The 20,346-nt window shown below is 74.6% G+C and carries 17 protein-coding genes and 1 other RNA gene; 6 read left to right on the top strand and 12 right to left on the bottom strand.

Features of this window, described 5'->3' with window-relative positions:
* Positions 1–143 precede the first annotated feature (143 nt).
* Entirely contained in the window at positions 144–446 is a 303-nt protein-coding gene (locus IF23_RS0125405; RefSeq protein WP_030287553.1) for a DUF3039 domain-containing protein, read from the bottom strand.
* A complete protein-coding gene (locus IF23_RS0125410; protein ID WP_245655108.1) occupies positions 433–1,635 on the bottom strand; it encodes an MFS transporter in 1,203 nt (400 codons plus the stop codon). The genes IF23_RS0125405 and IF23_RS0125410 overlap by 14 nt, the downstream gene beginning before the upstream one ends.
* A gap of 306 nt (positions 1,636–1,941) precedes the next feature.
* On the opposite strand from IF23_RS0125410, the gene IF23_RS0125415 reads away from it, so the two are divergent.
* Positions 1,942–2,967, top strand: coding sequence for a LysR family transcriptional regulator (locus IF23_RS0125415; protein WP_078654253.1), 1,026 nt, complete (start codon positions 1,942–1,944; stop codon positions 2,965–2,967).
* Between the two features lie 41 nt (positions 2,968–3,008).
* Here IF23_RS0125415 and IF23_RS0125420 read toward each other — a convergent pair whose 3' ends face one another.
* The gene (locus tag IF23_RS0125420; RefSeq protein WP_030287559.1) at positions 3,009–3,683 is read right to left on the bottom strand and encodes a YqgE/AlgH family protein; all 675 of its coding nucleotides are present in this window, start codon (positions 3,681–3,683) and stop codon (positions 3,009–3,011) included.
* Between the two features lie 296 nt (positions 3,684–3,979).
* Between IF23_RS0125420 and murA the strand changes: the two genes are divergently transcribed.
* A complete protein-coding gene (murA, locus tag IF23_RS0125425; RefSeq protein WP_030287561.1) occupies positions 3,980–5,326 on the top strand; it encodes a UDP-N-acetylglucosamine 1-carboxyvinyltransferase in 1,347 nt (448 codons plus the stop codon).
* A gap of 318 nt (positions 5,327–5,644) precedes the next feature.
* Here the strand turns inward: murA and IF23_RS0125430 are convergent, their stop codons facing one another.
* The 4 genes from IF23_RS0125430 to IF23_RS0125445 all read right to left on the bottom strand — a co-directional run bounded on the left by IF23_RS0125430 (position 5,645) and on the right by IF23_RS0125445 (position 11,552).
* Positions 5,645–5,926, bottom strand: a complete 282-nt coding sequence (locus IF23_RS0125430; protein ID WP_004951951.1) for an HU family DNA-binding protein — start codon at positions 5,924–5,926, stop codon at positions 5,645–5,647.
* Positions 5,927–6,275: 349 nt separating this feature from the next.
* Positions 6,276–7,709 carry an NAD-dependent malic enzyme gene (locus IF23_RS0125435; protein WP_030287567.1) on the bottom strand — a complete coding sequence of 478 codons (1,434 nt, stop codon included), beginning with the start codon at positions 7,707–7,709 and terminating at the stop codon, positions 6,276–6,278.
* Between the two features lie 442 nt (positions 7,710–8,151).
* Positions 8,152–10,638 carry a HelD family protein gene (locus tag IF23_RS0125440; RefSeq protein WP_425423886.1) on the bottom strand — a complete coding sequence of 829 codons (2,487 nt, stop codon included), beginning with the start codon at positions 10,636–10,638 and terminating at the stop codon, positions 8,152–8,154.
* A 185-nt stretch (positions 10,639–10,823) separates the two neighbouring features.
* Positions 10,824–11,552, bottom strand: coding sequence for a CGNR zinc finger domain-containing protein (locus IF23_RS0125445; RefSeq protein WP_078654247.1), 729 nt, complete (start codon positions 11,550–11,552; stop codon positions 10,824–10,826).
* Between the two features lie 326 nt (positions 11,553–11,878).
* Between IF23_RS0125445 and IF23_RS0125450 the strand changes: the two genes are divergently transcribed.
* Entirely contained in the window at positions 11,879–12,655 is a 777-nt protein-coding gene (locus IF23_RS0125450) for a class I SAM-dependent methyltransferase (RefSeq protein ID WP_030287570.1), read from the top strand.
* 213 nt (positions 12,656–12,868) lie between these two features.
* On the opposite strand, the gene IF23_RS0125455 is transcribed toward IF23_RS0125450, so the two are convergent.
* A complete protein-coding gene (locus tag IF23_RS0125455) occupies positions 12,869–14,113 on the bottom strand; it encodes a uroporphyrinogen-III synthase (protein ID WP_078654248.1) in 1,245 nt (414 codons plus the stop codon).
* Between the two features lie 415 nt (positions 14,114–14,528).
* Between IF23_RS0125455 and IF23_RS34195 the strand changes: the two genes are divergently transcribed.
* Both IF23_RS34195 and IF23_RS0125465 read left to right on the top strand, forming a co-directional pair.
* A complete protein-coding gene (locus tag IF23_RS34195; protein ID WP_157848082.1) occupies positions 14,529–14,672 on the top strand; it encodes a hypothetical protein in 144 nt (47 codons plus the stop codon).
* A 176-nt stretch (positions 14,673–14,848) separates the two neighbouring features.
* Positions 14,849–15,622 carry a GIDE domain-containing protein gene (locus IF23_RS0125465; protein ID WP_051739890.1) on the top strand — a complete coding sequence of 258 codons (774 nt, stop codon included), beginning with the start codon at positions 14,849–14,851 and terminating at the stop codon, positions 15,620–15,622.
* 15 nt (positions 15,623–15,637) lie between these two features.
* Here the strand turns inward: IF23_RS0125465 and IF23_RS0125470 are convergent, their stop codons facing one another.
* Positions 15,638–16,612 carry a LysR family transcriptional regulator gene (locus tag IF23_RS0125470; RefSeq protein ID WP_030287576.1) on the bottom strand — a complete coding sequence of 325 codons (975 nt, stop codon included), beginning with the start codon at positions 16,610–16,612 and terminating at the stop codon, positions 15,638–15,640.
* A 102-nt stretch (positions 16,613–16,714) separates the two neighbouring features.
* Here IF23_RS0125470 and IF23_RS0125475 point away from each other — a divergent pair, with 102 nt between their 5' ends.
* Positions 16,715–18,019, top strand: a complete 1,305-nt coding sequence (locus IF23_RS0125475; RefSeq protein ID WP_051739891.1) for an MFS transporter — start codon at positions 16,715–16,717, stop codon at positions 18,017–18,019.
* A 32-nt stretch (positions 18,020–18,051) separates the two neighbouring features.
* On the opposite strand, the gene ssrA is transcribed toward IF23_RS0125475, so the two are convergent.
* The 3 genes from ssrA to IF23_RS0125485 form a co-directional block, all read right to left on the bottom strand.
* Positions 18,052–18,421, bottom strand: a transfer-messenger RNA (tmRNA) gene (ssrA, locus tag IF23_RS33110).
* Between the two features lie 158 nt (positions 18,422–18,579).
* On the bottom strand, positions 18,580–19,080 hold the full coding sequence (gene smpB / locus IF23_RS0125480; protein ID WP_030287580.1) for an SsrA-binding protein SmpB: 501 nt from the start codon (positions 19,078–19,080) through the stop codon (positions 18,580–18,582).
* An 18-nt stretch (positions 19,081–19,098) separates the two neighbouring features.
* Complete coding sequence (locus IF23_RS0125485) at positions 19,099–20,286, bottom strand: S41 family peptidase (RefSeq protein WP_030287582.1); 1,188 nt, start codon at positions 20,284–20,286, stop codon at positions 19,099–19,101.
* Positions 20,287–20,346: the final 60 nt, after the last annotated feature.

Consider the following 20,346-nt stretch of genomic DNA (forward strand, 5'->3'; position numbering starts at 1 on the left):
TCACGAAGAACCCGGGCCCTCACCCGCGTACTGCCACGGCCGCGTACCGCTGCGGCGCACCGGCCCCGCGCGGCGGTCCGCACCCGGCGGGCCGCGCCGGACGACCGGCCGCGCCGACCGGGCCGCCCCGGACGGCGCCTCGGCTACTTCTTGCCGTCGCCGTCCTTGCCGCCCTTGCCCTTGTCGCCACCGGCGCCCATGGACTCGTAGATCTCCTTGCACATGGGGCAGACCGGGTACTTCTTCGGGTCGCGGCCCGGCACCCAGACCTTGCCGCAGAGCGCCACGACGGGGGTGCCGTCGAGCGCGCTCGCCATGATCTTGTCCTTCTGGACGTAATGGGCGTAACGCTCGTGATCGCCGTCGCCGTTCGACACCTGCGGTGTCGGCTCCACGAGGGTTCCGGTACCTGCCCCGCGCTCGGGCTCGGGCTCAAGAGTGCTCATACCTGCCAAGGGTACCCAGGCTCCCGGCGTGTCGTGAGCGCCGGGCGCCCACCAGGTGAAGGCCCAGACCGGCGGCGGCCACCCCGGCCGCCGCCCACGGCAGCGCGGACGGCGCCGGCCCCGCCGACAGCGCCAGCCCGCCGAGCGCCGAGCCGACCGCGGAGCCCAGGTAGAGCGCCGAATTGTTGAGCGCGAGGGCGACCGTGCCGCGCTCCGCGCCCGCCGCCAGCAGCCGGTGCTGCTGCGGCACCTGGAACGCCCAGCCGACCGCGCCCCAGACGACCAGCAGCGCCGCCACCGCGGGCAGCGCGACCGGAGCCGTCACCGGCAGCAGCGCCTGCGCCACGACGATCACCACCAGCAGCCATCCGGCCAGCGCCCGCACCCGGCCGGTACGGTCCACCAGCGGCCCGGCGGCCACACTGCCCAGCACCCCGCCGACGCCCCACGCCCACAGGTACGGCGTGACCTCGTGGACGCCCCCGGCCGCCGCGAGCACCGGCGCCAGATAGGTGTAGAGCCCGAGGCTGGCGACGGCGGCGAGGAACGACACCCCGACGACGGGCGCCACCGCGCGGTCGGCGAGCGCGGCCAGCCGGGCGCGCAGCGGCACCGCGGGCCCGGCCGGAACCGGCGGCAGCAGCGCGGCCAGCCCGGCGAGCGCCACCGCGCCCAAGCCGGTGACCAGCCACATCGTGGCGCGCCACCCGGCCCGCTCGGCGAGCAGCACGCCCAGCGGCACACCGAGCACGGTGCCGGTGCTCATCCCGCCCATCACCAGCGCCAGCGCCCGGCCCCGCCGCTCGGGCCCCGCCAGCGCGGCGGCGGCTGCCGTGGCGAGCGCCGCATAGACCCCGGCCCCGGCACCGGCGACGATCCGTGCCCCGAGCAGCATGCCCAGGGTCGGGGCCACCGCGGTCAGGGCGTTGCCGAGCGTGAAGAGCGCCAGCGCGGCGAGGAGCAGGGGGCGCGGCCGTACCCCGGCGAGCGCCCCGGCGACCAGCGGCGCGGCGAGCGCGTAGGCGAGGGTGAAGGCCGTCACCAGCTGCCCGGCGAGCGCCACCCGGGTCCCGGTGTCCGCGGCGATCACCGGGAGCAGCCCGGCCATCACATAGGCGTCCAGACCGAGGGCGAACGCCCCCGGCATCAGCAGCACCACTCCGCGCACCGCGCTCAACTCCCCTGCCACACCGGGGTGTTGACCCCCGGAACGGGCCGGTCACGGACGGACCGGCCATCGGCGCCCCGCACCGACCGGGGAAACGTAGGCACTCTCCGGATGCCCGGGGAAATGCCCACGGGCGGGTATTTATGCTGGTGAGGCATAAGTGCGGTGGCGTGGAACGGCATACGCGGCGCGGCGTACGCGGCGTGGCATGCGCGGGACGGCGCACATGGGACGGCGTACGCAGCGCGGCATACGGGGCGCGCCGCCGCCGACGCGGTCCGCCGCCCCGGCACCGCCGGACCACCGAAGCGGCAGGAGAACGAGACGATGACCGAGCCCGCCGGACACCCGCCCACCGGACATCCGCCCGCCGAGCCCCCGCCCGCTCCGGCTCCCGGCGCCCTGGACGCGCTCGGCGCCCTCGACGGATGCTCCGGGGTCGAGCTGCGGCATCTGCGCGGGTTTCTCGCGGTCGCCGAGGAGCGCAGTTTCACCTACGCGGCGGCCCGGCTGCGGATCGGGCAGCCCGCGCTGACCCGCACCGTCCGCGCCCTGGAGGCGGCGCTCGGCGTCCGGCTGCTGGACCGTACGACCCGCCGGGTGGAGCTGACCGCCGCGGGCCGCGGGCTCCACGCCGACCTGGCCCCGCTGCTGCCCCGCCTGGCCGCCGCACTACGGGCCCCCGCGCAGCTCACGCCGTTGCGGCTCGGCTTCACCTCCCTGCTGCCCACCGCCTGCACCGCGCTGAACGCCCGCTTCACCGCCGCCACCGGCACCGGCGTCCGCCTCGTCCGGCGGGACGCCCCGCTCGCCGGACTGGAGAGCGGGGAGTCCGACGTCGCCGTGGTCCGCGGCGCGCTCCCCCACGGCGCCGCGGTCCGCACCACGGTGCTGCTCCACGAACCCCGGGTCGCCGCCCTGGCCCGCGCCGCCGCCCCCGGTCCGGCGGGCCCGGGCGCCGACGGCGACGCCGCGGCGCTGCGCACCCTCGCCCGGCGCCGGGTCCTCGACTGGGCGGAACTGGCCGGGCTGCCGCTGGTGGTCAACACCGTCACCGGCTCCACCGGTCCGGAGCTGTGGCCCGCGGGCCGACGGCCCCGCCTGGCCTGCACCGCCGGGAACGTCGACGAGTGGCTGGAGGCGGTCGCCGCAGGTCACGGCGTCGGAGTGGCCCCCGAATCCCTCGCCCGCCGCCACACCCACCCCGGGCTGCGCTACGTACGCCTGAAGAACGCCCCGCCGGTCACCGTCCGCCTGGCCGTCCCCGAACGCGGCGCCCACCCCCTGGCGGAGCGCTTCCTCGCCCTGGCCGAGACCGGACGGGAGAACGGATCCGATGGGCCGACGGACTGAACGACGCGCCCGGGCGGCGACGGACCGCCAGGCCCGGTGACTCAGTTCAGCGACGGGTCGTCCGGATACGTGGCCACCATCGCGAGTTCGTTGCGCTGACGGCGCAGCACCGCGCGCCACAGATGCTCGGGATCGGGGGACGAGACATCGCCCGGCTCGGAGTCGACGACGTACCAGGCGCCGTCGTTCAGCTCGTCCTCCAGCTGGCCCGGGCCCCAGCCCGCGTACCCCGCGAAGATCCGCAGGCTGCCCAGGACGGTGGCGAGCAGCTCCGGCGGGGTCTCCAGGTCGACCAGGCCGATCGCGCCGTGCACCCGCCGCCACCCGAGCGGCTCCTCGCCCGGCGCGCCGCCGTGCCGGGTGTCGTCCGGCCGCGGTCCGGCGGCGGCGGTCCCGCCCGGACCGGGGCGCACCCCGCTCTCCAGGGTGGGGACGTCGTCCGCCCCGGCGAACCCGCCGGGCATGACCGCCACGCCGAGCGCGGAGTCCAGCGACACCGGGCCGCCCTGGAAGACCACCCCGGGCTCGCCCGCCAGCGCCGCCCAGGGCGCGAGGATGTCGCCGACGCCCACCGGGGTGGGGCGGTTGAGGACCACGCCGAGGGAGCCCTCCTCGTCGTGGTCGAGGAGGAGCACCACCGCACGGTCGAAGTTCGGATCGGCGAGCGCGGGGGTCGCGACGAGCAGTCGGCCGGTGAGCGAGGACACCTCGGTCATGGCGACATGATCCCGCACTTCGGGCCGGAGCGGGGAGTCAATGCCCACACCTGTACGAGTGCAGGGCAGGGCGTACGGCGGCAGCACCGGCGCACACCACCCACCCCAGATGCCATATTCAGGACAAATAACCCTGTTTTCGGCCAACTGGCGATTACAGAACAAAGAATGATCGTAGCCGAGCGTGTTGTGACAAAGCCCTTACAGGCCGGAAGCCCGCTCGCGCCGCCTGACACCCCCTCCGGCCCCCTTACCATTTCTCCTTGGCCCTGCCCGTCTCCAGGAACGCGAGATCCATGACCGTCTCTACTGACGACGTACTCCTTGTCCACGGCGGCACCCCGCTGGAGGGCGAGATCCGGGTTCGCGGTGCGAAGAACCTCGTACCGAAGGCCATGGTCGCGGCCCTGCTCGGCAGCGGCCCCAGCCGGCTGCGCAACGTTCCCGACATCCGTGACGTCCGCGTGGTACGCGGCCTGCTCCAGCTGCACGGGGTGACCGTGCGGCCGGGCGAGGAGGCCGGTGAGCTGGTCCTCGACCCGTCGCACGTGGAAAGCGCCAACGTCGCGGACATCGACGCGCACGCGGGCTCCTCGCGCATCCCGATCCTCTTCTGCGGCCCGCTGCTGCACCGCCTCGGCCACGCCTTCATCCCGGGTCTGGGCGGCTGCGACATCGGCGGCCGTCCGGTGGACTTCCACTTCGACGTGCTGCGGCAGTTCGGCGCGACGATCGAGAAGCGCGCCGACGGGCAGTACCTGGAGGCCCCGCAGCGGCTGCGCGGCACCAAGATCCGGCTGCCGTACCCGTCGGTCGGCTCGACCGAGCAGGTGCTGCTGACGGCGGTGCTGGCCGAGGGCGTCACCGAGCTGTCGAACGCCGCGGTGGAGCCGGAGATCGAGGACCTGATCTGCGTGCTCCAGAAGATGGGCGCGATCATCTCGATGGACACCGACCGGACCATCCGGATCACCGGTGTCGACAAGCTCGACGGCTACACCCACCGCGCCCTCCCGGACCGTCTGGAGGCCGCCTCCTGGGCGTCCGCCGCGCTGGCCACCGAGGGCAACATCTACGTCCGCGGCGCGCAGCAGCGCTCGATGATGACGTTCCTGAACACCTTCCGCCGGGTCGGCGGCGCCTTCGAGATCGACGACGAGGGCATCCGCTTCTGGCACCCGGGCGGTTCGCTGGACGCCATCGCGCTGGAGACCGACGTCCACCCCGGTTTCCAGACCGACTGGCAGCAGCCGCTGGTCGTGGCGCTGACCCAGGCGTCGGGCCTGTCGATCGTCCACGAGACGGTCTACGAGTCGCGGCTCGGCTTCACCTCCGCGCTCAACCAGATGGGCGCCCACATCCAGCTCTACCGCGAGTGCCTGGGCGGCTCCGCCTGCCGCTTCGGGCAGCGCAACTTCCTGCACTCCGCGGTCGTCTCCGGCCCGACCAAGCTCCAGGGCGCCGACCTGGTCATCCCCGACCTGCGCGGCGGCTTCTCGTACCTGATCGCGGCGCTCGCCGCCCAGGGCACGTCCCGGGTGCACGGCATCGACCTGATCAACCGCGGCTACGAGAACTTCATGGACAAGCTCGTCAGCCTCGGCGGCAAGGTCGAACTGCCCAACGGCGACCTGCGGGACTGACCCGCCGCCCCCGCGACACGAAGGCCGCCCCCGCTCCCGATACGGAGCGGGGGCGGCCTTCCGCCGTATCCGGCCCGTGTCCGCCCCGCTGGCGGCGCCCGGCGGCCGTCCCGTCCCCTTTTGCCCGGAGCCGCCCGTCCGGTCCGCAGCGCGGCGTTCACGGGCGTTCACGGGCGCGTACGGGCGCCTGCGACCGCCCCGCGCACCCCGGGGAGCGCGCGCCGGGCGGGAACGCGCCCCGGGCGGCCACCTGCGGGTACGACGAAGGGCGGCCACCCCGGGGAGGGGGCGGCCGCCCTTGAGGCCGTGCTGAGGGGCTTACTTGCCCTTGGCGGCTTCCTTGAGCTTGGAGCCCGCGGAGACCTTCACGCTGTAGCCGGCGGCGATCTGGATCGGCTCGCCGGTCTGCGGGTTACGAGCGGTGCGAGCGGCACGGTGGGTGCGCTCGAAGGTCAGGAAGCCGGGGATGGTGACCTTCTCGTCGCCCTTGGCGACGACCTCACCGACGGTCTCGGCGAGAGCGGCCAGAACGGCGTCGGCGTCCTTGCGGGTCACCTCGGCACGATCGGCCAGAGCGGCCACCAGCTCACTGCGGTTCATTTTTGTACTCCCGTGTTCTTCTTGCCAATGGGCGTGCCCTGCGGCCGAGCCGCAATATCAGGCACAGCGAAGCCGATGCTGCCAGGGCCCTCGGACAGTCCCCGGACCCGGGTCTGCTGCCAGACCCTCGCGCCCGGTTACGCATCCTGCCCCCACCTGCGGCGGTAAAGCCAATCCGGCACCCTGGCGGGTCACACGGAAAGCGTCAGCGCCACGCTCGGCGTGACGTTCCGCACCCGTAACCGCTCGGAGCGCCACGCGGGGTGGCCGGCCGATTGCCGTCCGCCACCCTAGGGGCCGCCCGGCGTGGCCCGTCCGCGACGCGCCGTGCCGAGGGCCCCGTGGGGCGTCAGAGCGCCGTGGCGGCCGTCACAGCCGCGTCCCCGGCCTTCGCCGCGTCCTTCACCGCACCGGCCACGGCACCCGCGACCTTGTCGTTGAAGACGCTGGGGATGATGTAGTTCGGGTTGACCTCGTCCTCCAGGACGACATCGGCGAGGGCGCGCGCCGCGGCCAGCATCATCTCGGTGTTGACCGTACGGGACTGGGCGTCCAGCAGACCGCGGAAGACGCCCGGGAAGACCAGCACGTTGTTGATCTGGTTGGGGAAGTCCGAGCGGCCGGTGGCCACGACGGCGGCGGTCTGCCGGGCGACGGCCGGGTCGACCTCCGGGTCGGGGTTGGCCAGCGCGAAGACGATCGCACCGTCGGCCATCTTCGCGACGTCGTCGCCGTCCAGGACGTTCGGGGCGGAGACGCCGATGAAGACGTCCGCGCCGACGACGGCGTCCTTGAGGGTGCCGGTGACGCCGTCCGGGTTGGTGTTGTCGGCGATCCAGCGCAGCGGGGAGTCCGGGTCGGCGGAGACCAGGTCCTCGCGGCCCGCGTCGACGACGCCGTGGATGTCGGCGACGACGGCGTGCTTGACCCCGGCGGCGATCAGCAGCTTGAGGATGGCCGTACCGGCGGCACCGGCGCCGGACATGACGACGCGGACGTCCTCGATGTTCTTGCCGACCACGCGCAGCGCGTTGGTCAGGGCGGCGAGGACGACGATGGCGGTGCCGTGCTGGTCGTCGTGGAAGACCGGGATGTCCAGGGCCTCGCGCAGCCGGGCCTCGATCTCGAAGCAGCGGGGCGCCGAGATGTCCTCCAGGTTGATGCCCGCGAAGCCCGGCGCGATGGCCTTGACGATCTCCACGATGGCGTCGGAGTCCTGGGTGTCCAGGCAGATCGGCCAGGCGTCGATCCCGGCGAACCGCTTGAACAGGGCCGCCTTGCCCTCCATGACCGGCAGCGCGGCCTTGGGGCCGATGTTGCCGAGGCCGAGGACGGCGGAGCCGTCGGTGACCACCGCGACGCTGTTGCGCTTGATGGTCAGGCGGCGGGCGTCCTCGGGGTTGTCCGCGATGGCCTGGCAGACGCGGGCGACGCCGGGCGTGTAGACCATGGAGAGGTCGTCACGGTTGCGGATGGGGTGCTTCGACGACATCTCGATCTTGCCGCCGAGGTGCATCAGGAACGTACGGTCGGAGACCTTGCCGAGCGAGACGCCCTCGATGCCGCGCAGCTTCTGGACGATCTCGTCCGCGTGCGCGGTGGACGTCGCGGCGATGGTGACGTCGATCCGGAGTTTTTCGTGGCCGGAGGCGGTCACGTCGAGGCCGGTGACCGACCCGCCGGAGGACTCCACGGCCGTGGTGAGCTGGCTGACGGCGGTGCCGCTCGCGGGAACTTCCAGTCGCACCGTCATCGAATACGAGACGCTAGGCGCCGTTGCCATGGCCGACTTCCTCTGCTTTCCCTTGTTTCCCTATGCGCTGTCCCAGGAGCTCGGATGCCCTGCGCATCGTCCGATCGTCCCACCTACCAGCCGGTACACGGTAACCAGCCCCGCTTTACGGAAAGACTCTTCCACCATACGAGAGAGCCCGGGCAGGCGGAAGCCCCGCCGGGCGGTCTCCGGGCGGGGCGTATGTCACCCACCGGAGCGCCCGGGAACGGCAACGGGCGCCCCTCCCGGAGGAGGAGCGCCCGTCACTGCGGTCTGAGACACCGGCCCGCCATGCTCGCCTCGCGGCAAGTGGTCGCTCGTAGCGACGATGGTTGGGCCCGGGGGCTTGGATCGAGCCGGTGCCACGGACAAGGCTAACAAACCCTCCCCGGATGCGAATCCCGTGGCCCGCCACCTTTTTCCGGCACGGCCCGGACCACCCGGGCGGCCCTCAGTCGCGCAGCAGGTCGGGGACCCCGTCGGCGTCCGGCTCGTCGCGGTCGCCGGAGAGGACCGTCAGCTGCTGGGTGGCGCGGGTCAGCGCGACGTAGAGCACCCGCAGCCCGGCCGGGGACTCGTCGGCGATCTCGGCGGGCGCCACCACCAGCGCCGCGTCGTACTCCAGCCCCTTCGCCTCCAGGGAGCCGAGGGCGACGACGCGGTCGCCGAGCGGGGCCAGCCAGGCGCGGGCCTGCTCGCGGCGGGCCATCGCCACGACCACGCCGACGGTGCCGTCCACCTCGGCCAGCAGCCGCCGGGCCTCCTCGACGGTGGCGGCGGCCAGCGCCGTGTCCACCGCCGCGGCGCCCCGCCCCGCCAAGGACGCCACCGCGAACCGCGGCCGCAGCCCCGTCGAGCGGACCGCGTCCGGGGCGGCCGTCCCGGGCATCGCCAGGGCCAGGACCTTGGCGGACAGTTCGGCGATCTCGGCCGGGTTGCGGTAGTTGACGGTGAGCTGGAAGCGGCGGCGCGGGCGGGTGCCCAGCGCCTCGTCGCGCGCCTCGGCGGCCTCGTCCGGGTCGGACCAGGACGACTGGGCCGGATCGCCGACGACCGTCCAGGTGGCGTGGCGACCGCGGCGGCCGACCATCCGCCACTGCATCGGCGTGAGGTCCTGCGCCTCGTCGACGATCACATGGGCATAGTCGGTGCGCTCCTCCTCCAGCCGCTCGCGGCGGCTGCGGCCCGAAGGGCTCCGGTCGGCGGCCGTGGTCAGCTCGTCCAGACCGGTGAGCTGGTCGAGCGGGTCGGCCTCGCGGGGGCGGGCCGGACGGGCCGGGGCGCCGAGGATCAGCTGGAGTTCGTCGAGGAGCGCCACGTCGTGGACGGAGAGCGGACCGTGGCCGCGGGCGTCGAGGCGGCCCAGGGAACGGGCCAGCTTGCGGACCTCGCGCGGGTTGAGGACGCGTCTCGCCCAGCGGCCGAGGGTGCGTTCGTCGGCCATCGCGGCGAGCACCCCGCGCGGCGTCAGCTCCGGCCACCAGGCGTCCAGGAACTCCTGGAAGACCGGCTCGGTGCTGACGTCCTCGTCGAAGCCCTGGCGGGCCTCGGCGGCCAGCTCGGGGTCGTGGTAGCGGCGACCGGCGCCGGACCTCGCCCACAGGGCGTCCAGCAGGAGCCGCCGGGCGCGCGGGCGGAGCAGATTGACGGGCGCGGTGCCGCCGAGGGCGGTACGGCGGATACGGCCCAGGTCGGCGGCGTCCAGCTCGATCCGGCCGCCGAAGGCCACCACCCGGAGCCGGTCCGGCGGCGCGGCCGGTGCCTGCGGCGCGTCGGCCTCCTCGTCCGGGAAGGAGAGCTGGGTGTCCCGCTCCGGGGCCGCGGGGGCGACCGCGTCCAGGGCGCCGCGGGCCGCCTTGCGCAGCAGCTTCTGCATCCGGGCGGAACCCTTGATCCGGGCCACGTCCGGCGGGTCGTAAGCAGTCGCCTCCGCGCCGTCCACGAGGGAGCCGAGCGCGCGGATCGCGACCTGGCCCTCCTCGCCCAGGGACGGCAGGACGCCCTCGGTGTAGGCGACCAGCAGCGGGGTGGGCGAGACGATGAGGATGCCGCCCGCGTAGCGGCGGCGGTCCTGGTAGAGGAGGTAGGCGGCGCGGTGCAGGGCGACGGCGGTCTTGCCGGTGCCGGGGCCGCCCTCGACCTCGGTGACGGACGCGGCGGGCGCCCGGACGACCAGGTCCTGTTCGGCCTGGATGGAGGCGACGATGTCGCGCATGGTGTGGCTGCGGGCCCGGCCCAGCGCGGCCATCAGGGCGCCGTCGCCGATGACGGCCAGCTCCTCGCCGTCGAGGGCGGCGGTGACGTCGGGGCGCATCAGGTCGTCCTCCACGCCGAGGACCCGGCGGCCCTTGGAGCGGATGACGCGGCGGCGGACGACGCGGCCGGGCGCGACGGGCGTGGCCCGGTAGAAGGGGGCGGCGGCCGGGGCGCGCCAGTCGATGACCAGCGGGGAGTAGTCCGCGTCGAGGACGCCGAGGCGGCCGATGTGCAGCGTCTCGGCGATGGCGGCGCGGCCGTTGGTGACGGCGCCGTCGGCGGGCTCGACGGAGGTGAACGCGCCGTCCGGGCCCTTCTTGCCGTCCTTGCCGGGCAGCAGGTCGATCCGGCCGAAGAGGAAGTCCTCGTACTCGGAGTTGAGCCGGTTGAGGTGGACACCGGCCTGGAAGACCTGGGCGTCCCGCTCGGCGAACGCGCCGGGCGTGCCGACCTGGCCGCGCTTGGCGGCGTCGTCCATGAGGAACTCCGCCTCGTGGATCTTCTCCTCCAGGCGCCGGTAGACCCGGTCGAGGTGCGTCTGCTCCGCGGCGATCTCGCGCTCACGGAGCCCGGCGGGCGCGGCGGCGGAGCCGGAGTCCGCGGCGGGCTCCGGGGCGACGGCGTCCGAAGAAGTGTGCTCCGGTGTGTGATCCGGTGCGTGCGTGGCGTTCTGCGCGGCCACCCAGGCCCCCTTCTGGTGTGCGTAGGGCAGCCGTCAACCGTACGCGACCCGGGCACCGTACGCATCCGATCCTCCGCGCGGCGGGGCGGGGAAGGGCTGGTCGGAAGGGTCGGCGGCCGTTGGGGTGAGGGCCCGGGGCGGCGTTCGCCCGGGGGCGGCGGGGGCCGGGGTCCGGCCCGGGGCGGTCAGGTGTGCGGGGCGCGGCCGGGCCGCCGGTCCCCGGGCGCCGGGGCGGGGGCGGAGGTCCGGGGCGCGCCCGGCACCGGCCCCGGCGGCCCGGGCGCGCGGGGCTCCGGCGGCGCCCCCTCGGGCCCCGCCGCCGCGGTCGCCGCGCCGTCCCGGTCCGCGGCGGCGCGCTTGCGGTGGCGGGCGACCCGTTCGCGGTTGCCGCAGACGCCGCTGGAGCACCAGCGGCGGCGACGGCCGCGGGAGGTGTCCAGGAAGAGGAGGCGGCAGTGGGCGCCCTCGCAGCGGCGGAGCCGGTCGCGGGTGGCGCGGTCGGTGAGGAGGGCGACGGCGTCGCGGGCGACGGCGGCGAGCAGCGCCGCGCGGTCGGGCGGGCGGGCGAGCCGCGGGGCGAGGGCGCCGTCCGGGCCGCGTACCGCCTCGACGGCGGGTGGACCGGCGGCCGCGGCGGTGGCGTTGAGCAGGTCCAGATCGATCACGGCCTCGCCGCCGGTGAGTTCGGCGTGCAGCACCCGCCGCACCACCTCGCGCAGTCCGCGGAAGCGCGCCACCCAGCGGCCGTTGACCCCGTCCAGCGCGGTGTCCGGTGGCACCGCCCCGGAGCCGGTCAGCCAGCGTCTCAACTGGTCCGGGCCGGTGAGGAGTTCGCCCGCCTGACCGGAGGTGGCCAGCAGGTCCAGGCAGATCCGCCCGCAGTCGAACCGCAGGCCCTCGTCAGGCGCCGCCATGCTCCTGATCACTCCTTCGGAATCGAGGATGCGACACCAGAGTGCCCGCCGCGACGGGCCGCCGTCACCTCCCGCGCCCGCACGGCCGGCCCCCCGCGCCACGGCCCCGCCCCTCCCCCGCGCCGCCCAACGGACCCGGCACACCGGACCGTTGGCACCGCCACGCACCACCCGTCGCCACACCCGACCGATCTATACATTCCGCGTATACAGCTGGTGTACAGTCCGGCCGTGGCGCCGCGGAAGGCCCCTGCCTCCGCCCGGCCCGGTACGCCGTGCCGCTCACCGGCGCCGGGCCCGCCCGCACCCGAAGGACGAAGGTCACCATGTCGCGCACCACCTTGCACACCAACCGGTCGAGCCTGTCCCACAAGGTCGGCTACGCGGTCCGCAACCCGGCGAAGATCGCCCCGTACGTCCGGCGCACCGCGCGCGACACCTGGCTGCGGCTGCGCCACCCCGGCCATGTCGCCTACTACCGCGCCGTGATGGCCTCCGACGCGGGCCGCAACCCCGAGGCGGCGGTGGGCAGCCAGACCCACGAGCGCTGGCTGGCGCTGGGGCAGATGCAGTTCGACTACCTCGTCGAGCACGGACTGAAGCCGGACCTCCGGATGCTCGACATAGGCTGCGGCAACCTCCGGGCCGGCTGGCGTTTCATCGCCCACCTCGACCCGGGCCACTACTACGGCATCGACATCTCGCCGGACATCCTGATCTCCGCGAAGCGGACCCTGACCACCTACGAACTCCAGGACAAGCTGCCGCATCTGACGATCACCCAGGACCTGAAGCTGGACTTCCTGCCGTCCGGCCACTTCGACATCGTCCACGCGCACAGCGTCTTCTCCCACTCGCCGCTCCCCGTCATCGACGAGTGCTTCGCACACGTCGGCCGGGTGCTGGCGCCCGGCGGCTTCTTCGACTTCACCTTCGACCGCACCGAGGGCACCGAACACCAGGTGCTGCGCGAGGACTTCTACTACCGCACCGAGACCCTGATCCGCCTCGCCGAGAAGCACGGCCTGCGGGCCCGCTTCATGGACGACTGGGAGACCCGCAAGCACGGCCAGTCCAAGATCCGGGTGACGAACCCGGAGTGACGCCCCCAGGGTGACGAACCCGGGGTGAGACGGCGCGGGTCCGCGCCGGGGCCTCCCCTTACGGGTGGCGGGCCCCGCCCGTAAGGGACACCTCCCATCCCTTACGGGCCGGGACCGCCATCCGAAAGGGACGTGCCCGATCCCTTACGGGCCGAGGGCCACACCCGTAAGGGACGCGCCCCACCCCTTACGGGCCCGGCCCGGCCACCGTCCCTACGCTCCCCCGTACTTCTCCGCCCCCGCCCGCGGGTCGAGCGCCAGCCGGTAGCCGCGTTTCACCACCGTGTGGATCAGCTTCGGGTCGCCCAGGGCCGTCCGCAGCCGGGCCATCGCCGTCTCGACCGCGTGCTCGTCCCGCCCGGCGCCGGGCAGCGCGCGCAGCAGGTCGGCGCGGGAGACCACCCAGCCCGGGCGGCGGATCAGCGCCCGCAACAGCGCCATCCCGGCCGGGGGCACCGGCCGCAGCGCACCGTCGACCAGCACCGCCCGCCCCCGGATCTCCAGCTGCCGCCCGGCCACCGGCAACCGCCGCGCCCGGCCGGGAAGTTCCCGGCAGAGCAGCTGCACCAGCGGCCCGATCCGGAAGCGTTCGGGCTGGAGGACGGGGATGTCGTGCGCCTGGAGCGGCAGCGCGGTGACCGGCCCCACGCACGCCGCCGGGACCTCCCGCGCCAGCGCCGCCACCACCGCGTCCCGCATCCCGCGCTCCGCCGCCCGGCGCAGCAGCGAACTGGCCGCCGGGGCGCTGGTGAACGTCACCGCGTCCAGCCCGTGCCCGGTCAGCGCGTCCAGCAGCCGGTCGAGCGGGCCCAGATCGTCCGGCGGCAGCCAGCGGTAGACCGGCACCCCGACGACCTCCGCCCCGGCCGCCCGCAGCGCCTCGACGAACCCGGGCAGCGGCTCACCGTGCAGCTGCACCGCGATCCGCTGCCCGCGCACCCCGTCCGCCAGCAGCCGGTCGAGGACCTCCGCCATCGACTCGGACGCCGGTGACCACTTCTCGGTCAGCCCGGCGGCCCGGATCGCACCGCGCACCTTGGGGCCGCGGGCCAGCAGCTCCACCCGGGCCAGCCGATCCAGCAGCTCTTCGCCCAGCCCCCAGCCCTCGGCCGCCTCGATCCAGCCGCGGAAGCCGATCCCGGTGGTCGCGATGACCACGTCCGGCAGACGGTCCAGCAGCTCACGGGTGGCGGTGAGCAGTTCGGAGTCGTCGGCGAGCGGCACGATACGGAGCGCCGGTGCGTACACCACCTGCGCCCCGCGCCGCTCCAGCAGCGCCCCCAACTCCTGCGCCCGCCGCGCCGCGGTCACCCCTACGGTGAACCCGGCCAGCGGCGGCACCTCGGCGGCCGTCCCGTAGGGGTCGCCCCGACCGGGGCCCACGTCGCCCGCCCCGCCGGTACCGGTGTCCGGTCCCCGCGCCGCGTCCGTCCCCGTCTCCCGCCGTGCCTCGTCCATGGTCGTCGTCCCGCTCCGCCCCCGCGTGGTCTGGCCCCCGTCCGCCTCCGGACCGCGGCTCGGGCGGTACCGGACCCCCGAGTCTGCCAATCTCTCGTGTCGGCCGCGGACCACCGGGATTTCCCCCCTGTTACCGGGCGGTTGCCGCCACCGGCACCGCAGGACCCGCCCGCCCCGCAACCGGGCCCCGGAACGCCCCCGGACCCCGCGCCGGACGTATACGACCGGCCCGCCCGACGGCCCGCGACCGGCGGCCGGACGGGGCCGCCGCACCCCCGGCCGCGGGGACATACGGGGCCCGGGCGGCGGAAGACCCGGCCGGTAGACTCCCTCCCCGGCCGGACCGGCCGACCGGACCGCTCGACCAGGGTGCCCGATCGGACCGTCGGCCGGATCCACACACAGGGGGACGTACATGAAGTGGTGGGAGTGGGCGGTCCTCGGACTCGCCCTGCTGGTGCTCGGCTGGTTCGCCGTCGGCCACCTCGTCCGCGCGGTGCGGCAGACCGCCGGTTCCGTGACCGACACCTACCGCAGACTCCGCGAACTGTTCCGCTGAGCCGCCACCCGTAGGGGACGCGCCCGCACCCGTAAGGGACACACCCGCCCCGTACGGGACGGCCGCCGCCCCGTACGGGAGGGACGAGAACCCGTACGGGACGCACCGGGACCCCGTACGGGACCGGACACCCGCCGGGAGCACCGGCCACACGTCGAAGGAAATGAGGGGGACGCGTGATTCCGTTTCTGGGGATCTTCCTCGTCGGTCTGGGCGTGGTGAGCGCCTTCCAGCTGCTGCGCGCACGGAAGCGCGTCCACACCATGATCACCACGGAGACGCTCTCCGCGCGGGAGCTGGCACAGCTGCACCGGGCGGCGACCGACGCGGTCGGACCGGGCGCGTTCCGGCAGATCGCCGAGGTCGCCGGGGTCGCCCGGCCGTCCGCCGCGGGCCCGCTGACCTCGGACCTCTCCCGGACCGAGTGCGTCTGGTACCGCACCCGCATCACCCGCCGCTTCGAGACCCGCGGCAACCGCGCCAACCAGCGGCGCCGCCGCAGCGAGGTGGTGTCGGACTTCCTCAGCCCGACGCCGTTCCTCGTCGAGGACGCCTCCGGCCGCACCGCCGTGCTGCCCGGCGACCGGATGATCGACCACGCCCCGAAGACCCACGACCGGTTCGAGGTCTACCGGCCCGGCCACAACAAGCCGCTCGGCCTCCTCGACATCCCCGGCATCACCCGCAACGAACGCACCCTCGGCTTCCAGCAGGAGGAGTGGACGGTCGCCGTCGGCTCCCGCTTCTACGCCCGCGGGGAGGCGCGCGACGACGAGCGCGGGGAGCTGGCGGTCGCCGCGCCCGAGGACGGCAGCCCGTTCCTGCTCGCCGCCGTCTCCGAACAGGACCTCCTCGCCTCCGAACGCCGCAAGGCCGCCCTCTTCCGCGTCCTCTCCTTCGCCTGCACCCCGATCGGCGCCGTCCTGCTCACCCTGGCGTACGCGCTGTAGCGACGGGCCCGCCGCTCACATCGCCGCCCCCATCACCGCCGCGTCCTCCGCCGGCAGCCACACCGGGGCGTCCGGCAGCGAGAGCCAGCCACCCTCGGCGGCCAGTGCGCGGGCCGTCTCCCGCAGCGCGTCGAGGCCCGGATGGCGCAACCCCCGGCGCCACACCAGACTCACCGGCGACAGCGGCACCGGATCCACCAGCGGCCGCAGCACCATCCCGGGCACCTCGATGAACTCCGTGCTCGCCAGCACCGACCAACCCCGCTTCCGTACCATCCGGACGAACTCCCGCTCCCCGTCCAGCTCCGGGAACGGCGCCGCCGTCACCACGCCCCGGCCCGCGAAGAGCCGCACCGCCAGATCGGTCCACTCCGTGGTCCGCGGGTTCCCGGCTGCCGCGTACAGCGTCTCCCCGGCCAGTGCGTCGAGCGGCACGGCCGCCCGCCCGGCCAGCGGATGCCCCGCGTCCAACAGCACCGCCATCGGCTCCAGCCGCACCGGCTGCTGTACGAGCCCCGCCCGCACCCCGGGCTCCAGCCCGGCGAACCGGCCGAACGACACGTCGAGCCGTCCCGCCACGATCTCCCGCGCCGCGCCCGCCAGCCCGCCGTGGAACCGCGCCACCAGCTCACAGCTGTCCGCAAGCCGCTCCCGGGCCGCCTCCAGCACCCGGTGCGCCGTCCCGACCGGCGCCCCGACATCGACCAGAAGCGGCCGGTCGGCGGGGTTGTGGAACGCGTCGGTCAGCGCCTCGTGGGCCGCCAGCACCCGCCGCGCGTACGGCAGCAACCGCTCACCGTCCGCGGTCAGCGCCACCCGCCGCGTCGTCCGGACGAACAGACTCGTCCCCACCTCCCGCTCCAGCCGCCGCACATCCCGGCTGAGCGCCTGCTGGGCGACGTACAGCCGGGCCGCGGCGCGGGTGAAATGGAGTTCGTCGGCGACGGCGGTGAAGGCACGGAGCAGCCGGGGATCGATGTCGCGGGGCATCGCGCCAGCCTTCCAGCCGCGTACGGAACCCACAACGGGGTGGCGTGAACGGGCCGTTGGCAGGTGTTGGACGCCCCGCGCCGCCCCCGCCACCGTGAAGGGGTGATCCTCTTCCTCGCCGCCCGCCCCGTGACCACCCGCCCCACGCACCCCCGCCGCCCCTCCCCGCTCGCCCCCTCCGCCCGGCTCTTCGCCCGCCCCGGCGCCCGCGCGTTCACCGCCGCCGGACTGCTGGCCCGGCTGCCCATGGGCATGCTGAACGTCAGCGCGCTGCTGATGATCGCCCGCATCCACGGCTCGTACGCGCTGGCCGGGGCGGTCACCGCCACCGCCCTCGCCGCCACCGCGGTCGTCGGCCCCTGGACGGCGCGGCTCGTCGACCGCCACGGCCAGGCCCGCGTCGCCGTCCCGGCCACCGCCCTCGCCGTCGCCGGATCCCTCGCGCTCGTGCTCTGCGTCCGCGGCTCCGCCCCGACCTGGACGCTCTTCCTCTGCACCGCCGCCACCGCCACCACCCCCAACACCGGCGGGATGGCCCGGGCCCGCTGGGCGCAGCTGCTCCGCGACGACCCGGCCGCCCGGCACACCGCCCACTCCTTCGAACAGGCCGCCGACGAACTCTGCTTCCTGCTCGGCCCGCTGCTGGCCACCCTGCTGTGCACCACGCTCTTCCCCGAGGCCGGAACCGCCGTCGCCGCCACCCTGCTGCTCACCGGCACCCTGCTCTTCACCGCCCAGCGCCGCACCGAACCACCGGCCGCCGCGCCCGCCCCGACCGCCGCCCGCCCGCCCCGCTCCCCGCTCCGTACGCCGGGCCTGCCGCCGCTCCTCGCGGTCTTCGCCGCCACCGGCGCGGTCTTCGGCTCACTGGAGGTGGTCACCGTCGCCTACGCGGACGGGCACGGCGCACGGTCCGCCGCCGGGGCGATGCTGGCGCTCCAGGCGGCCGGATCCTGCGCCGCGGGACTCCTCTGCGGACTACGGCCACCCGCCGCGGACCCGCGCCAACGGCTGATGGCCGCGCTCACCGCGATGGCCGCACTGCTGACGGCGGTGCCGCTCGCCGCCACCACCGGACGGCTGCCGCCGGTCGCCGCGGCGCTCCTGGTCGCCGGGGTGGCCACCGCCCCCGCCATGATCGCCGGGATGGCGCTGCTGACCGCCCGGACACCCGCGCAGCGGCTGAACGAGGGGATGACGCTGGCGGTCACGGCGCTGCTGACCGGCATCGCGGCGGGCTCGGCGACCGGCGGCCGCACCGTGGACCTGCTGCCGCCCGGCGCCGCGGGCCCGTACGCGGTACCCGTCGCGGCGGCGGCGCTCGCCCTGGCGGTGGCGCCGGTGGCGCTGCGGCGCCCGGCACCGGCCGAAACACCCGCGGAAACGACTCAGGCCCCGGCGTCCTGACGGACATCCGGGGCCTGGGCCTCACATGGGAATTGTGGAGATGGCGGGAATCGAACCCGCGTCCAACGGTGCGGAATCAGGGCTTCTCCGAGTGCAGTCCGCTGCGATTTTCTCGGCCCCGGAGATCACGCGGACAAGTCTCCGACGGGCTCAGTCACTGTTTGATTTCCTTCTGAACCCCGTGACCGGGATCAGAAGTTTAGTTCCCTAGCTGATGCCAGGATCCGGGTCGGGAACATCCCCGGGCTGACACTTCGCAGGTCGCTACTTAGGCAGCGAGGGCGAAGGAATCGCGCTTGGTGTTGGCGATTATTGGTTGCGACACATGGTTAACGAGATCATTGCCGCTTCCTCGACTCGCTTCCCCTGCTTCGACATCCGCTGTCGAAACCGATCATCCCCATGTTGTTTTTTCAAAAGCACCGCGCCCCGCCCGACGGAAGCCGGACGACGGTCACGGGACCGCACACCCTCGCTGGGGTGCGTGGACATCGTACGTGAACAACGCGCGACGGTGCCAGCGTATTCCGGGGCCGACGGCGGGCGACCGGCCCGGGGCGTCAGCCGCGCTGACGGCGGCGTGCCGCGGAGACCGCGCGCTCCGCCTCCCGGCGGTCCTGCTGCTCACGGAGGGTCTGCCGCTTGTCGTACTCCTTCTTGCCCTTGGCGAGCGCGATCTCGACCTTCGCCCGGCCGTCCTTGTTGAAGTAGAGCGCCAGCGGCACGACCGTATGACCGGATTCCTGGCTCTTCGCGTCCAGCTTGTCGATCTCCGCGCGGTGCATCAGCAGCTTCCGCTTCCGCCGCGCCGCGTGGTTGGTCCAGGTGCCCTGTGCGTATTCGGGAATGTGCACGTTGTGCAGCCACGCCTCGTTGCCGTCGATGTGGACGAAACCGTCGACGAGCGAGGCGCGACCCTGCCGGAGCGACTTCACCTCGGTACCGCTCAGCACCAGACCGCACTCATAGGTGTCCAGAATGTGGTAATCGTGGCGCGCTTTCTTGTGCTGTGCGACGAGCTTGCGCCCGGGATCCTTGTCCTTGCCCTTTTGCTTAGCCATAGTGCGGCCATTTTCGCACTACGCCCCGGTGCCGAGGCCACTCAATACCGTGACGGCCCGCGCGGTCGCCCCGTCGTCGACGCTGAGGTCCGGTGTGATGCCGTGCCCGTCCACGGTCCGCCCGGCCGGGGTGCGGTAATGGCCGACGGTCAGCTCCGCGACCGATCCGTCCGGCAGCGTGCTCGGCATCTGCACCGACCCCTTCCCGAAGGTCGGCGCGCCGACGACCACCGCCCGGCCCCGGTCCTGGAGCGCCCCGGCCAGCAGCTCGGCCGCGCTCATCGTGCCGCCGTCGACGAGCACCACCAGCGGCACCCGGGTGTTCCCGCCGCCGCCCGCGTACAGCGCCCGCTGCCGCCCGTGCACGTCGTACGTGGCGACCAGCCCGCCGTCGAGGAAGGCGGAGGCGGCGGCGGTGGCCTCGTCGACCAGGCCGCCGGTGTTGCCGCGCAGGTCCAGCAGGAGTCCGGCGCCCCGCGGTGCGGCGCGCACCGCGTCCCGGATCGCCGCGCCGCTGCCCTTCGTGAACGCCCCGACCCGGATCCGCACCGGACCCGACGCCCCGGCCGGGCGGTCCGTGGTGACGTCCTGGCTGCGCAGCCGGGCCCGCCGGACGGTGGCGGTCCACTTCCGGGCGCCGCGCTGGAACGCCAGCTTCACCGGCGTACCGACCCGCCCGCGGCCGACCGTGCCGTCGCCGCGCAGCAGGGCCACCACCTCGGTGACCGGGCGGCCCCGCACCGGGCGGCCGTCGATCGCGAGCAGCCGGTCGCCCCGGGCGGTCCCGGCGCGGTCGGCGGGGCCGCCGGAGCGCACCCGCGAGACCTCCATCCGGCCGCCGCGCGCCTGCCGCAGCCAGAGCCCGACGCCGACGTAGTCCCCGTCCAGCTGCCGCTGGAAGTCCTCGAACTCCCCGGCGGTGTAGATCGTCGACCAGCGGTCCCCGCTGCGGCTGACCACCTCGGCCGCCGCCTGCGCCCCGGACTTCCCGGCGGCCATCGCCTCGGCCGCCGCCTTCTCGACCGCCGCCCGGTCGGCCGTACGGGTGCCGGTCGCGGCGATCGGCCGGGGGCGGGGGTGTGCGGTGTGACCGGCGTGCCAGCTGCCCGCGGCGGCGCCGGTCGCCAGGACGGTCGCGAGAGTCAACGTCAGCGCCGTACCGCGGCGGATGCGGCGGGGCCTGACGGACAGACACGGGCGCAACATGGCGGTGAGTCTAGGCGACACAAAGGCGCCGCACGGTGAGTTGACCGTACGGCGCCCGGT

Source organism: Streptomyces catenulae, from assembly GCF_000718015.1.
Classification (GTDB): Bacteria; Actinomycetota; Actinomycetes; order Streptomycetales; family Streptomycetaceae; genus Streptomyces; species Streptomyces catenulae.